Genomic DNA, 12,840 nt, shown 5'->3' on the forward strand with positions numbered 1-12,840 from the left:
CAGCAATATTAGCCACCAGCAATGGCCTGAAACAGCAAGATATTGTCCCCGTCATTAATCTGATGGGTGTGCCACCCTGAGCGCGGAATAATGGTTTGATTGATAGCCAAAGCAGTACCTGATTGAGTGCGCTTTATATGTTCCAGCAATTGTTGCACCGTCATGGGCGCACTTAGTGTAATGGCTTGATCATTGACGATAATGTTCATGCGACTTCTGTTCCTGACCGTGTTTCATCACTATCATTGTCTCCGGCAGCTATTTCGTTGCCGACAGCTTTGCAAATGGGACACCGTAATGAGCGAGTAAGCTGTAGTGTGCTCCAGCTTTGCTGCTTGCCATCAAACAGCCGGAGTTTTCCGTTTAATGGAGAAGGAAGACCTGCCAGCATTTTTATTGCTTCTAATGATTGCAATGTACCGATCACACCAACAATGGGGCCTAAGATTCCGGCTGTCCGGCAGTTTCGGTGAGGTTCTTCTTGATCGGGATAAAGGCAGGCATAGCAACCGTGCTGGTAAGGCGGTGTCAATACCAGCAATTGACCACTAAAACCGACGGCGCTGCCGCTGATGAGTGGCTTATTTTCTGCGATACAGGCAGCATTGATGGCATGGCGGGTTGCCATGTTATCGCAGCAATCCAGTACCAGATCGACTTGTCTGACAGCATTAATCAAAGACTCACAATCTTGTCGTTCCGTTAGATCAGTGATATTGATCTGCGGGTTCAGCTCAGCCAGTTGTTTTGCCGCTAATTGGGCTTTGTTGGCAGGAATATCTGCTGTGCGGTAGATAATCTGGCGTTGCAGGTTTGATATATGCAATTTGTCATCATCTGCAAGATAAAGGTTTCCCACTCCTGCTGCTGCGAGATAGAGCGCAGCCGGAGATCCTAATCCGCCAAGACCGACAATCAGCACCTTGCTGGCTTTTAATTTTTCTTGTCCTTCCGGGCCAATGTCTTCCAGCATTAATTGGCGACTGTAACGCATGAATTCTTGATCGTTTAACATAAAAGCCCCCGTTTCTGATCTTCAGCCAAATTCCGGCCTTCAATCAAATCCTGACCTTCAATTAAATGAAGCAATTTGGCTGTTGCCTGCTGCCAGTCTTTTGCCTTTGTGATAGCACTGACCAATGCCACACCACCAACACCCGTTGCAACAACATCTGGTACTCGTTCCAATGAAATGCCACCAATGGCGATGGTGGGATATTCCGGTGTCATATCCACTTGATGTTTGAGTGCTTCGAGGCCCTGTGGTGGTGAGGGCATCTTTTTAGTGGTGGTGGGAAAAATATGCCCGAGTGCGATATAAGAAGGACGCAGGGATTTTGCCCGCGCCAGTTCCTGTTGATCGTGGGTAGAAATGCCCAGACGCAATCCGGCTTGCTGGATGGCATTGAGATCAGCGATATCGAGATCTTCTTGGCCCAGATGAATGCCATAGGCTCGGTGTTTGATCGCCAGACGCCAATAATCATTGATAAATAAACGGGCGTTATAGTGATGACCAAGTGCAATGGCAGCTTGAATATCTTTCTCTACCTGTTCTTCGGGTTGGTCTTTGATGCGCAATTGCAGGGTTCTGACACCAGCTTCCAGTAATCGCTCGATCCACGTTAGGGAGTCCACAACAGGATAAAGCCCCAACCGATGCTCGGTTGGAGCAAAAGGAGCTTGTGGGAGCACTCCTGCTTTATTATTTATCACAGATGTGTCTATCACAAATGTATCAGACTGGTTTTTTATGGGCTGACTTTTCATGAACTACTTTCTCCACGCTGTGATAGAGTTCGCTGCCACGGGAACGGAATTCTTCTGACATCTGTTCCATACCCGATTCTTGTTCCAGTTTTGCGGCGTAGTCGCGCACATCCTGCGTAATTTTCATTGAGCAGAATTTTGGCCCACACATGGAACAGAAGTGGGCAACTTTGCCTGATTCCTGCGGTAAGGTTTCGTCGTGATAGGCGCGGGCGGTGTCGGGATCAAGCGCCAGATTAAATTGATCTTCCCAACGGAATTCAAAACGTGCCTTCGACATGGCATTGTCACGGATCTGGGCACCCGGATGACCCTTGGCAAGATCCGCCGCATGTGCCGCGATCTTGTAAGTAATCAGACCTTGTTTGACATCTTCCTTGTTGGGCAAACCGAGGTGTTCTTTGGGGGTGACATAACACAGCATGGCACAGCCAAACCAGCCAATCATGGCGGCTCCGATGCCGGAGGTGAAATGGTCATAACCGGGGGCGATATCGGTTGTCAGTGGCCCTAAGGTATAAAATGGTGCTTCATGGCAATGCTCCAGTTCTTCCGTCATATTGCGGCGGATGAGTTGCATTGGGATATGCCCCGGCCCTTCGATCATGACCTGAACATCGTATTCCCATGCGATTTTGGTCAGTTCACCGAGCGTGTGCAGTTCTGAAAATTGTGCTTCGTCATTGGCATCCTGAATTGAGCCGGGACGCAATCCATCCCCCAAAGAGAGGGAGATGTCATAGGCGGTACAAATTTCACAGATTTCGCGGAAGTGGGTGTAAAGGAAATTTTCCTGATGATGGGAAAGGCACCACTTCGCCATAATTGAGCCGCCACGGGAAACAATACCGGTCAGACGCTTGGCAGTCATTGGCACGTAACGCAGCAATACTCCCGCATGAATAGTGAAATAATCTACGCCCTGCTCGGCTTGTTCCAGCAAGGTATCGCGGAACATCTCCCATGTCAGGTTTTCCGCAATGCCGTTGACTTTTTCCAGTGCTTGATAAATCGGTACAGTACCAATCGGAACAGGACTATTTCTCAGTATCCATTCGCGGGTTTCGTGGATGTAGCGTCCGGTAGAGAGATCCATCACAGTATCTGCACCCCAACGGGTAGACCAAATCAGTTTTTCCAACTCTTCTTCAATGGATGATGTGACGGAGGAGTTACCGATATTCGCATTCACTTTCACCAAGAAATTGCGCCCAATAATCATTGGCTCAGATTCAGGATGATTAATGTTGGCGGGGATAATCGCGCGACCAGCCGCAATTTCTTGGCGAACAAATTCCGGTGTGATGTTTTCCGGTAAGTTGGCACCGAAACTTTGTCCTGCATGTTGTTGGCGCAGAACTTCACTGCGGATGCGCTCGCGTCCCATGTTTTCGCGCAGTGCGATAAATTCCATTTCTGGTGTGATGATACCTTGGCACGCATAGTGCAATTGAGTGACTCGTTTGCCCGGCTTGGCTTTCAGTGGATGTGGGCGATGGTGAAAGCGCAGGTGATCCAATCCCGCATCGGCAAGGCGTTGTTGGGTGAAATCAGAACTGAGTACTGGAACAGGTTCGGTATCATTGCGTTCATTAATCCACGACTGGCGGATCTTATTTAAGCCTACTTGTACATCCAGTACGGAAGTCGGATCACCATAAGGGCCAGAAGTGTCATAAACGGGAATAGGCTCGTTTTCCTCAAATTGGGGATTCTCTTTCGTGCCACTTATTGGTGCAGGAGAAAGTAGTGTGGGAGAAAGTTGGATCTCGCGCATCGGGACTTGAATATCCTGACGTGAACCTTCAAGGTAAATGCGCTTTGAGTTGGGGAAAGCCACTCCTTGAACGGAATTAATAAACGCTTGTGCGGCATCTCGCTGAGCCTTACGTGGCCTTGCTGGATGGTCTTTTGACGAAATATCAGCCGTTGGAATAATGGGGTTGGAAATAGTAGCATTTGAAATAGCGCTATTTGAAATAACGGTATCGTTGGACTTAGACATAGCAAATTCCTGACTGTGTTATTGCCTATCTCATTGCTGAACAGGCTTAAGTTGAGAAAATTGCTTGTCTGGAGCTCGCAGGGAGTAATGGTTGGTGCTGACTAGTATTTGTACACGGTATTAGCATGAATGTACGATAATACTGGCAGTGGGATGATTACTCTTGTTCCCTTCGCGGGTATTAGCCCGATCAGGTTCTGCGGATCCCGAATTAACGGTCTCAGCCTGTGTTCATCGTGATATACGTTGAACGCTAGGCACTCCGACAAGAAAAAAACACCCTAAAGTATAAAGGGGATTGTGAAAACTACAACCTAAAACTTGTACTCTTTTTAAAGCAACCAATTCAATTGGTTCCACCCGCGAATTTCTGCTTCTGATTGCAATTTCTTATCTGCATTAATGGTAAATACTTCATTGGCAAATAAACACATTGGCAAGTCATTTATCGAGTCTGTATAAAATTCAATGTGCTCAGGAGATAATTGCTGCTCTGCAAGCCATTGTTGTAAACGGGCAACTTTGCCTTCACGGAAGGTCGGAACTCCCTGAATATCACCTGTATAACAACCCTCTTTCATCACCATATCGATACCCATCGCGGTTTGTACATCAAACGCAGCCGCAATTTTTTTGACTACGAAGGAAACTGTGGCAGAGATAATAATGATGGGAACATTTCGCTGGCGGTAGATTTCTAATTGTTTTTTGGCGGCGGGATATAAGAGCGGTTTGATCTTTGTTTCCACAAAATCTGTCAACCAGATGTCTATTTGTTCAGAGGGAATTTGTTTGAGTGCTTGTAAACTGAATGCCAGATATTCCTGCATATCCAGCTTTCCTGCACAGTAATCAGATATCATTTTCTTATCTGCCTCTATAAAACGAGGGTCGGTAATAATTCTTTTTTCCCATAGATATTTCGTCCAGAGGCGGCCGGAATCCCCACAAATCAGTGTTTCATCCAGATCAAATACAGCGATTTTCTTTGACATTACTGTGACTCCTAATTGAGAAAGGGTATTCAGAAACAGGGTTAATATAACAAGATTAAATACGAAAGAAGATAAAAAAGAGTATGCTTTGTTTGTATTGATTTTGGGCAAAGTATCGTGGGAACAATCACATAACTAATGATGAAACAGATGATGCAACAAAAACTGGCGGGTACAGAGCAGGGTTGGTGGATTGTCAGTCTTGAGAATCGAGTTTGGCTGCCACAAGGAGAATTACCTTCAGGCACTGCCAATCAATGGTCATTGCAAGGCCATATGGCGTTGCCCATCGGCGAGTGGTTGGGAGAAACGGTTTGGCTGATTCGCCAGAAAATGGCTTCTGATATGTCCTCCCCCCGTTTAATTGCTGGTAGGGATGATAAATTATTTCAACTGGTAGGACGCGGCGTCCAATTGGCTGAGTTTTATCGCTCGCATCACTATTGTGGTTATTGTGGTCATGAAATGCAGCACAGCCCGCATGAATGGGCTTGTTTATGCGCTCATTGCCATGAGCGTTATTACCCACAAATTGCTCCCAGCATTATTGTTGGTATCCGGCGTGATGACCATATTCTTTTGGCACAGCATCAGCGTCACCGCAATGGCATCCATACCGTGCTTGCCGGTTTTGTTGAAGTGGGGGAAACGCTGGAAGAGGCTGTGCACCGTGAAGTAATGGAAGAGAGTGGAATTAAGATCCGTAATTTGCGTTATGTTGCTTCTCAGCCATGGCCTTTCCCGAATTCATTAATGACAGGTTTTCTGGCTGATTATGAGAGTGGCGAAATCAAGGTTGATCCCGTCGAGCTTATCAGTGCAGATTGGTATCGTTATGATAACCTTCCCCTGATTCCTCCCCCTGACACGATTGCCCGCCGTTTAATCGAAGATACGGTTGCGTTATGCTGTCATCAGTAATTTGGCGATAGGTGAGCAAATCACGTTATTGGCGGTTATGTCAGAAGTTCAATTTCAGGCATGTTAAACTGCGCCAGTTTTTTGTGCGTCATTATTGTGCATATTGTTTTTCGTGCATATTTCAGCGGAACGGCGCTGTAGAAAAGTGCTGTGACCAATTAATCAAGGGAGCTTGTCATGAATGAGTTGAAAAACGACCGCTATCTGCGTGCCTTATTGCGTCAGCCCGTCGATATAACACCTGTATGGATGATGCGTCAGGCCGGTCGATATTTACCTGAATATAAAGCTACGCGTCAGGCAGCAGGAGATTTCATCTCGTTATGCAAAAACACTGAATTGGCTTGTGAAGTCACTCTCCAGCCCTTGCGTCGTTTTCCTCTGGATGCGGCTATCCTGTTTTCTGATATTTTGACTATTCCCGATGCCATGGGGCTGGGGCTTTATTTCGAAGCGGGTGAAGGGCCACGTTTTCATTCTCCGATCCAAAATCATGCTGATGTCGAAAAATTACCTGTACCCGATCCAGAATTGGAACTGGGCTATGTGATGGACGCCGTACGTACTATTCGTAAGGCATTGGCGGGGCAGGTTCCTCTGATTGGTTTTTCTGGTAGCCCGTGGACATTAGCAACTTATATGGTTGAGGGAGGAAGCAGCAAGGCTTTCACCAAAATTAAATCCATGATGTATGCGGAGCCTGCTACGTTGCATATGCTACTGGATAAATTGGCAAACAGCGTTATTCTATATCTGAATGCGCAAATAAAAGCGGGCGCTCAATCTGTCATGATTTTCGATACGTGGGGAGGCGTTTTGTCCCGGCGCGATTACCTGGAATTCTCCCTGCAATATATGCATAAAATTGTTGATGGGTTGATCCGCGAACATGAAGGACGTCGTGTGCCTGTTACCCTGTTTACAAAAGGGGGAGGGCAATGGCTTGAAGCGATGGCAGCAACCGGTTGTGATGCCCTTGGCTTGGATTGGACGACAAATATTGCTGATGCACGTCGGCGCGTTGGCGATAAGGTCGCTTTGCAGGGCAATATGGACCCCTCCATGCTATATGCTCAGCCAGCACGAATTGAAAAAGAAGTTTCGACAATTTTACAAGATTTTGGTGTGGGCAACGGGCATGTTTTCAATTTGGGGCATGGCATCCATCAGGATGTTCCACCAGAGCACGCAGGTGCATTTGTCGAAGCAGTACACCGACTTTCAGCAAAATACCATCAATGATTCTATGATTAAGACAAAAGCATTGCGTCAGGAACAGATAGAAAAATCGCGGCAGGTTATCCGCCATGATGCGTTTTCTACATCTTTTATGCCAAAGTTCATTGCGGGTGCTGATGTTGGGTTTGAAGAGAGCGGTACGGTGACTCGTGCCGCCATTGCGGTGTTGCAGTATCCTTCACTAGAATTGGTCGAATACCAAATTGCCAGAATTGATACGGTTCTTCCCTATATCCCCGGTTTACTCTCATTTCGTGAATATCCTGCACTGATGGCTGCATGGCAAAAATTAAGCTTGCGGCCTGATTTGGTGATGGTGGATGGTCAGGGCATTGCTCATCCTCGGCGTTTTGGAGTTGCTAGCCATTTTGGAGTATTAGCGGATATCCCAACAATTGGAGTGGCAAAAAGCCGTTTGTGTGGTGAGCATGCACTGGTAGGAGAGATTCAGGGAAGTCGTCAGCCGTTGATGGATCATGGTGAACAGATCGGTGTCGTATTGAGAAGCAAAAAAAGATGCAATCCCCTCTATATTTCCCTCGGTCATAAGGTCAGTATTGATAGTGCGGTATTTTGGGTTGAGCAATGTCTGAAGGGCTATAAGTTGCCTGAACCAATCCGTTGGGCGGATGGGATTGCCTCAAATAGACCATTTTTTAAGCAAACAATGCAGAAAAATCTATAATTTTGGCGTAAAAGTGTGGATATTCTTGATTTTCAGGTAAACTTCGACGCAAATTAGGCATTATGAGTAACGACCAATGTTAAGAAACCCGATCCACCTGAGGTTGGAGAAACTCGAAAGTTGGCAACATTTGACTTTTATGGCTAGTCTATGTGAGCGAATGTACCCGAATTATCAGGTGTTTTGTCGCCAAAGCGAGTTTGTAGATCCTGCACAATATCGACGCATTTTAGATCTTGTGTGGGAAGTATTGGTCGTTAAAGATGTAAAAATAAATTTTGATAATCAGCTGGAAAAATTGGAAGCTATTATCCCATCATCAGAAGATTATGATATTTATGGTGTGTACCCAGCGATTGATGCGTGTATTGCACTGGGTGAAGTGATTCATTCTCGTCTGAGTGGCTCGACGTTAGAGCATACAATAGCCGTCAGTGAAATATCTATCCGTACTGTTGCTATGCTGGAAATGACGCAGGCTGGTAGGGAAATGACTGAGGATGAGTTGAAAATACTACCTGCCATTGAGGAAGAATGGGATATTCAATGGGAGATTTACCGTTTATTGGCAAATTGCGAAGAACGGGATATCGAATTAATTAAAGGATTAAAGGCTGATCTCCGTGAGGCGGAGGTTAGTAATATCGGCATAAATTTGGAGCAATAACTCATAAAACGTGACTTAATGCTTGATTTGCCGCATTTAAAGGCTTCACTTTTGCCCTCACTCTGTTCTACATTGGGGGGCGAAAAGAAGTGGCTATCGGTGCGTGTATGCAGGGGTGCTGTCAAATCGGCATATCCGTCGCACTCGATGCTTTGCAAACGATAAACACACTGTAAGGATAATCTATGAATAAGACTGAATTAGTTGATGCAATTGCAGCAGGCGCAGATCTGAATAAAACTCAGGCTAAAGCTGCCCTGGAATCAACTTTAAATGCAATCACTGAATCACTGAAAAATGGTGATGCTGTGCAATTGGTAGGCTTTGGTACTTTCAAAGTTAACCACCGTGCAGAGCGCACAGGCCGCAACCCACAGACTGGTAAAGAAATCAAAATTGCAGCAGCAAACGTACCTGCTTTCTCTGCTGGTAAAGCACTGAAAGACGCAGTTAAGTAATCGTATTGCTAAAAAAAATAAGAGGGGGGAATAAACCCCTTTTGTTGATTCTACAGGGGCTGTTAGCATTAGGAGGCATCTCTTTGCTCAGCGCCTGCTCGACTCAACTAAAAACACCTCTTTTCAGCGCCACTGCTTCTGTAATCGAGAGCGGAGGCGTTGTTCGCTTATGGCGTTTGAATGATCAAAATGGTAAACCTCAGGTTATTATGAGTGTTTACAGTCCTTACCATAATCAAGATATCCGCAATCAAAATATCCATATTGAAGATACTTATAATAGAAACACTATGGTGACTTTCTACGAATATCGTCATGGTAGCTTGTGGCAAATCCGCCGTAGTGTGCTTGATAACCCTCCAATCGCAGAAACGTTACGTATCGATCAAGATAACTCTGTCATTTTTAAGCTGCGTCAATTGCAAAAACGTAATGAACCGTTATCCGATGATGATATGGCTCGTCTGAAATCTGATGCTGAGCAAATAGAGAAAATTAGTGACGCTTTAATTGCAGATAAGGTTGAGTTATTACAAGGGCACTGGTTGAATGGAAGAGTGACTACCTGTTCAGGAAAACAATTGTTCATTGAATTTGAGCCTTATGATCAGAAGTGGCTCGAAGAAAGGAGTAGTAACAGCTCCACTTTACTGACTATTGCATGGCTGGATTCGCCTAAAGGAAAACAGTTATTGTTGGTCGCCAATGATGATTTTTGTCGTTGGGAGCCGACGAAAGATAAGCTGTAATTCTGTACTTCCGTCGGCTTAGGTTGATCTATTTTTGGAACTATTTCAAACGAACAATTGCCCGATAGCCAATATCTTTACGATAAAAACAACCTTCCCAGTTAATTTGTTCAGCCCTCAGATATGCTTTTTTCTGGGCGTCAGCAATATCACAACCTAAAGCAGTAACACATAAAACACGCCCACCCGCAGTGATAACATTTCCGTCCTTAAAAGCTGTTCCAGCATGAAAGATCTTTTCATTTGTATCTGATTCACTGGTATCTGATTTTTGTACTAATCCACTAATAACATCACCTTTGGCATAACTGGCCGGATAACCTCCCGCTGCCAGTACTATCCCTAAGGCAGGACGTTCGTCCCATGCAGATGTTTTTTCGTCTAACAGGCCTTTGGCTCCAGCAAGGCACAATTCGACCAAATCAGAGCGTAGACGCATCATGATAGGTTGAGTTTCAGGATCACCAAATCGGCAGTTAAACTCGATGACTTTCGGTTCACCCTGTTTATCAATCATCAACCCCGCATAGAGAAAACCAACATAGGTATGACCTTCGGCTGCCATTCCTTCCACAGTAGGGTAAATGATTTTTTCCATCACACACTGGTGGATCTCATTCGTTACTACCGGCGCTGGTGAATAAGCTCCCATTCCTCCAGTATTCGGCCCTGTATCAGCGTCACCCACGCGCTTGTGATCTTGACTGGTTGCCATAGGAACTACATTTTTGCCATCCACCATGACAATAAAACTGGCTTCTTCCCCATCCAGAAATTCTTCGATGACAATACGATGCCCTGCATCACCAAACGCATTACCAGCCAGCATATCTTTGACGGCGCTTTGTGCTTCTTCCATGGTTGTAGCAACCACTACGCCTTTACCCGCCGCGAGGCCATCGGCTTTAATGACGATTGGTGTGCCCATCTTTTCCAAATAAACCAGTGCGGGGTCAATTTCTGTAAAATTTTGGTAGGCTGCCGTGGGTATATGATGACGAGCAAGGAAATCCTTGGTAAAAGCTTTGGAACCTTCCAATTGGGCAGCCGCTTTGGTTGGGCCGAAAATAGTCAGCCCTGCCTGCTTGAAAGTATCAACCACACCGATAACCAGTGGAGCTTCAGGCCCTACAATAGTCAGGCCAATCTCATGGTCTTGGGCAAAGGCCAGCAACCCTTCAATGTCTGTCGCGGCAATGTCTACATTTTCTAAATTTGCTTCCAACGCGGTGCCCGCATTACCCGGTGCGACATAAACCTTGTTTGCCAGAGGAGACTGCGCCGCTTTCCAGGCTAATGCATGTTCTCTTCCACCATTGCCAATAATCAATATGTTCATCTGAGGCTCCTATTAATAAGGCAGAGGTTGTTAATGGCGAAAATGACGCATGCCAGTGAAAATCATGGCAATACCGTGTTCATTGGCGGCGGCAATTACTTCATCATCACGAATGGAACCACCTGGCTGGATAATACAGCTCACTCCTACAGCAGCTGCGGCATCAATACCATCCCTGAATGGGAAAAATGCATCTGAAGCCATGGCACAGCCCTCAACTTCCAAACCTTCATCTGCGGCTTTAATACCAGCGATTTTGGCAGAGTAAACACGGCTCATTTGCCCAGCTCCAATGCCAACGGTCATATTATCCTTGGCATAAACAATAGCATTGGATTTGACGAATTTAGCGACTTTCCAGCAGAACAGGGCGTCTTGCATTTCTTGTTCTGTTGGCTGGCGTTTGGATACAACAATCAGATCATTTTCTGTCACCATGCCTAAATCACGATCCTGTACCAGTAAGCCACCATTGACACGTTTGAAATCTAAGTTGGCAACAGGAGTGTTCCATTCACCGCATGCCAAAACGCGGACATTTTGTTTGGTTGCCAGAATTGGCAGAGCTGCTTCATTAATAGAAGGAGCGATGATGACTTCAACAAACTGACGTTCAATGATGATCTGGGCGGTATTGGCATCTAGTTCACGGTTAAACGCAATGATGCCCCCGAATGCGGAAGTAGGATCGGTCTTAAAAGCGCGGTCATAGGCGGTATGGATGTCAGTGCCAATCGCAACACCACAAGGATTGGCGTGCTTGACAATGACGCAGGCAGGTTCAAAGAAGGTTTTGACACATTCCAGTGCGGCATCAGTATCTGCGATATTGTTATAAGAGAGAGCCTTGCCTTGCAACTGGGTTGCCGTAGCAATTGAAGCCTCCGCGATTTGTTCTTCTATATAGAAGGCTGCGTCTTGGTGGCTATTTTCACCATAGCGCATATCTTGCTTTTTAATGAAATTCAGATTTAGCGTGCGAGGGAAGCGCCCAGATGGTTGATCAATTTCGCCATGATATGGAGGAACCAGTTTGCCAAAGTAGTTGGCAATCATGCTGTCATATGCGGCGGTATGCTCGAATGCTTTAATGGCTAAATTAAAACGAGTGGATTGTGTTAGTGAATTTTGGTTGTTATCCATCTCCTCAATAATTTTAGCGTAATCTTGGCTATTAACAACAATCGCCACATCTTTGTGGTTTTTGGCAGCGGAGCGAACCATTGTCGGGCCGCCGATATCAATATTCTCTACGGCATCTTCCAGAGAGCAATCTGGTTTTGCCACAGTTTGAGCAAAGGGATAAAGGTTAACGACTACCATATCAATCTGCGAAATTTGATGTTGTGCCATCACTTCATCATCCTGCCCACGCCGACCCAAAATGCCACCATGAACTTTGGGATGCAGTGTTTTAACGCGACCATCCATCATTTCGGGGAAACCTGTGTAGTCAGAAACCTCAGTGACATTCAATCCTGCTTCGGCCAGCAGACGAGCAGTGCCACCCGTTGAAAGCAGTTCGATACCGCGACTGGATAAGGCTTTGGCAAATTCAATAACTCCCGCTTTGTCAGAAACACTTAGCAGGGCACGACGGATTGGACGAAGCTGTTGCATTGGTGTGATCCTTCGAATTTCATAAAACAAGAATGTGCTATTGGGGAAAATCCACTGATTTATAGAAAAAATGGTTTCTTCAATAACACTTCAAAACAATCTGGAAAAAATACTTGGTGATTTTTCCTTCGAGATTGTAACGAAAACGTTTGCGTGATGCTCGATAAATTTCATCAAAATATTGCTCTGTGGATAATTGTGTGTGTAACTTGGTATAAATAGGGGTTTTGCTGTGTGATTAGTCAAACGATAATTTTTTTCAAAAAAACTCTTGCCAGCCGCGGAAAACTCCCTATAATGCGCCACCACTGACCGACGCTGAGCTGAGACACGCCGCGGCGGGCAGCGAAGAAAAGCGAAAATAAGCGCTTGACTTCGGAGGCGAAACGCGT

Annotated in this window: 13 protein-coding genes and 1 riboswitch; of the genes, 6 read left to right on the forward strand and 7 right to left on the reverse strand. The window is 45.7% G+C overall.

The window, feature by feature from the left end:
* Positions 1-8: 8 nt before the first annotated feature.
* From thiS to PSI23_RS14405, 5 genes are all read right to left on the reverse strand, one after another.
* The gene (thiS, locus tag PSI23_RS14385; protein ID WP_273555733.1) at positions 9-209 is read right to left on the reverse strand and encodes a sulfur carrier protein ThiS; all 201 of its coding nucleotides are present in this window, start codon (positions 207-209) and stop codon (positions 9-11) included.
* Positions 206-1,015, reverse strand: a complete 810-nt coding sequence (locus tag PSI23_RS14390) for a HesA/MoeB/ThiF family protein (RefSeq protein WP_273555734.1) — start codon at positions 1,013-1,015, stop codon at positions 206-208. Before PSI23_RS14390 ends, thiS begins: the two co-directional genes overlap by 4 nt.
* Entirely contained in the window at positions 1,009-1,755 is a 747-nt protein-coding gene (thiE, locus tag PSI23_RS14395) for a thiamine phosphate synthase (RefSeq protein WP_373567338.1), read from the reverse strand. The genes PSI23_RS14390 and thiE overlap by 7 nt, the downstream gene beginning before the upstream one ends.
* Positions 1,739-3,775, reverse strand: coding sequence for a phosphomethylpyrimidine synthase ThiC (gene thiC, locus PSI23_RS14400; RefSeq protein ID WP_273555736.1), 2,037 nt, complete (start codon positions 3,773-3,775; stop codon positions 1,739-1,741). The genes thiE and thiC overlap by 17 nt, the downstream gene beginning before the upstream one ends.
* 150 nt (positions 3,776-3,925) lie before the next feature.
* A riboswitch (TPP riboswitch) is annotated at positions 3,926-4,050 on the reverse strand.
* Positions 4,051-4,107: 57 nt separating this feature from the next.
* Positions 4,108-4,770, reverse strand: a complete 663-nt coding sequence (locus PSI23_RS14405) for an HAD family hydrolase (protein WP_273555737.1) — start codon at positions 4,768-4,770, stop codon at positions 4,108-4,110.
* A 150-nt stretch (positions 4,771-4,920) separates the two neighbouring features.
* Between PSI23_RS14405 and nudC the strand changes: the two genes are divergently transcribed.
* The 6 genes from nudC (at position 4,921) to PSI23_RS14435 (ending at position 9,489) form a co-directional block, all read left to right on the forward strand.
* Complete coding sequence (nudC, locus tag PSI23_RS14410; RefSeq protein ID WP_273555738.1) at positions 4,921-5,691, forward strand: NAD(+) diphosphatase; 771 nt, start codon at positions 4,921-4,923, stop codon at positions 5,689-5,691.
* Positions 5,692-5,868: 177 nt separating this feature from the next.
* Complete coding sequence (hemE, locus tag PSI23_RS14415; RefSeq protein ID WP_273555739.1) at positions 5,869-6,933, forward strand: uroporphyrinogen decarboxylase; 1,065 nt, start codon at positions 5,869-5,871, stop codon at positions 6,931-6,933.
* A gap of 4 nt (positions 6,934-6,937) precedes the next feature.
* The gene (nfi, locus tag PSI23_RS14420) at positions 6,938-7,615 is read left to right on the forward strand and encodes a deoxyribonuclease V (protein ID WP_273555740.1); all 678 of its coding nucleotides are present in this window, start codon (positions 6,938-6,940) and stop codon (positions 7,613-7,615) included.
* 76 nt (positions 7,616-7,691) lie between these two features.
* On the forward strand, positions 7,692-8,282 hold the full coding sequence (locus PSI23_RS14425; RefSeq protein ID WP_273555741.1) for a YjaG family protein: 591 nt from the start codon (positions 7,692-7,694) through the stop codon (positions 8,280-8,282).
* Between the two features lie 185 nt (positions 8,283-8,467).
* Positions 8,468-8,740 (forward strand): nucleoid-associated protein HU-alpha, encoded by a 273-nt coding sequence (hupA, locus tag PSI23_RS14430; RefSeq protein ID WP_273555742.1) that lies wholly within the window; start codon positions 8,468-8,470, stop codon positions 8,738-8,740.
* A gap of 41 nt (positions 8,741-8,781) precedes the next feature.
* Positions 8,782-9,489 (forward strand): DUF1481 domain-containing protein, encoded by a 708-nt coding sequence (locus tag PSI23_RS14435; RefSeq protein WP_306309598.1) that lies wholly within the window; start codon positions 8,782-8,784, stop codon positions 9,487-9,489.
* Positions 9,490-9,529: 40 nt separating this feature from the next.
* Here PSI23_RS14435 and purD read toward each other — a convergent pair whose 3' ends face one another.
* Complete coding sequence (purD, locus tag PSI23_RS14440; RefSeq protein WP_273555743.1) at positions 9,530-10,828, reverse strand: phosphoribosylamine--glycine ligase; 1,299 nt, start codon at positions 10,826-10,828, stop codon at positions 9,530-9,532.
* A gap of 30 nt (positions 10,829-10,858) precedes the next feature.
* A complete protein-coding gene (gene purH, locus PSI23_RS14445; RefSeq protein WP_273555744.1) occupies positions 10,859-12,448 on the reverse strand; it encodes a bifunctional phosphoribosylaminoimidazolecarboxamide formyltransferase/IMP cyclohydrolase in 1,590 nt (529 codons plus the stop codon).
* Positions 12,449-12,840 lie beyond the last annotated feature (392 nt).

It is taken from the genome of Xenorhabdus yunnanensis, assembly GCF_028598805.1.
Classification (GTDB): Bacteria; Pseudomonadota; Gammaproteobacteria; order Enterobacterales; family Enterobacteriaceae; genus Xenorhabdus; species Xenorhabdus yunnanensis.

Bases quoted from the DNA above. Each gene is read 5' to 3' on its own strand.
- thiS (WP_273555733.1), bottom strand. From the start codon at position 209: ATGAACATTATCGTCAATGATCAAGCCATTACACTAAGTGCGCCCATG.
- PSI23_RS14390 (WP_273555734.1), bottom strand. From the start codon at position 1,015: ATGTTAAACGATCAAGAATTCATGCGTTACAGTCGCCAATTAATGCTG.
- thiC (WP_273555736.1), bottom strand. From the start codon at position 3,775: ATGTCTAAGTCCAACGATACCGTTATTTCAAATAGCGCTATTTCAAAT.
- PSI23_RS14405 (WP_273555737.1), bottom strand. From the start codon at position 4,770: ATGTCAAAGAAAATCGCTGTATTTGATCTGGATGAAACACTGATTTGT.
- nudC (WP_273555738.1), top strand. From the start codon at position 4,921: ATGATGCAACAAAAACTGGCGGGTACAGAGCAGGGTTGGTGGATTGTC.
- hemE (WP_273555739.1), top strand. From the start codon at position 5,869: ATGAATGAGTTGAAAAACGACCGCTATCTGCGTGCCTTATTGCGTCAG.
- nfi (WP_273555740.1), top strand. From the start codon at position 6,938: ATGATTAAGACAAAAGCATTGCGTCAGGAACAGATAGAAAAATCGCGG.
- PSI23_RS14425 (WP_273555741.1), top strand. From the start codon at position 7,692: ATGTTAAGAAACCCGATCCACCTGAGGTTGGAGAAACTCGAAAGTTGG.
- hupA (WP_273555742.1), top strand. From the start codon at position 8,468: ATGAATAAGACTGAATTAGTTGATGCAATTGCAGCAGGCGCAGATCTG.
- purD (WP_273555743.1), bottom strand. From the start codon at position 10,828: ATGAACATATTGATTATTGGCAATGGTGGAAGAGAACATGCATTAGCC.
- purH (WP_273555744.1), bottom strand. From the start codon at position 12,448: ATGCAACAGCTTCGTCCAATCCGTCGTGCCCTGCTAAGTGTTTCTGAC.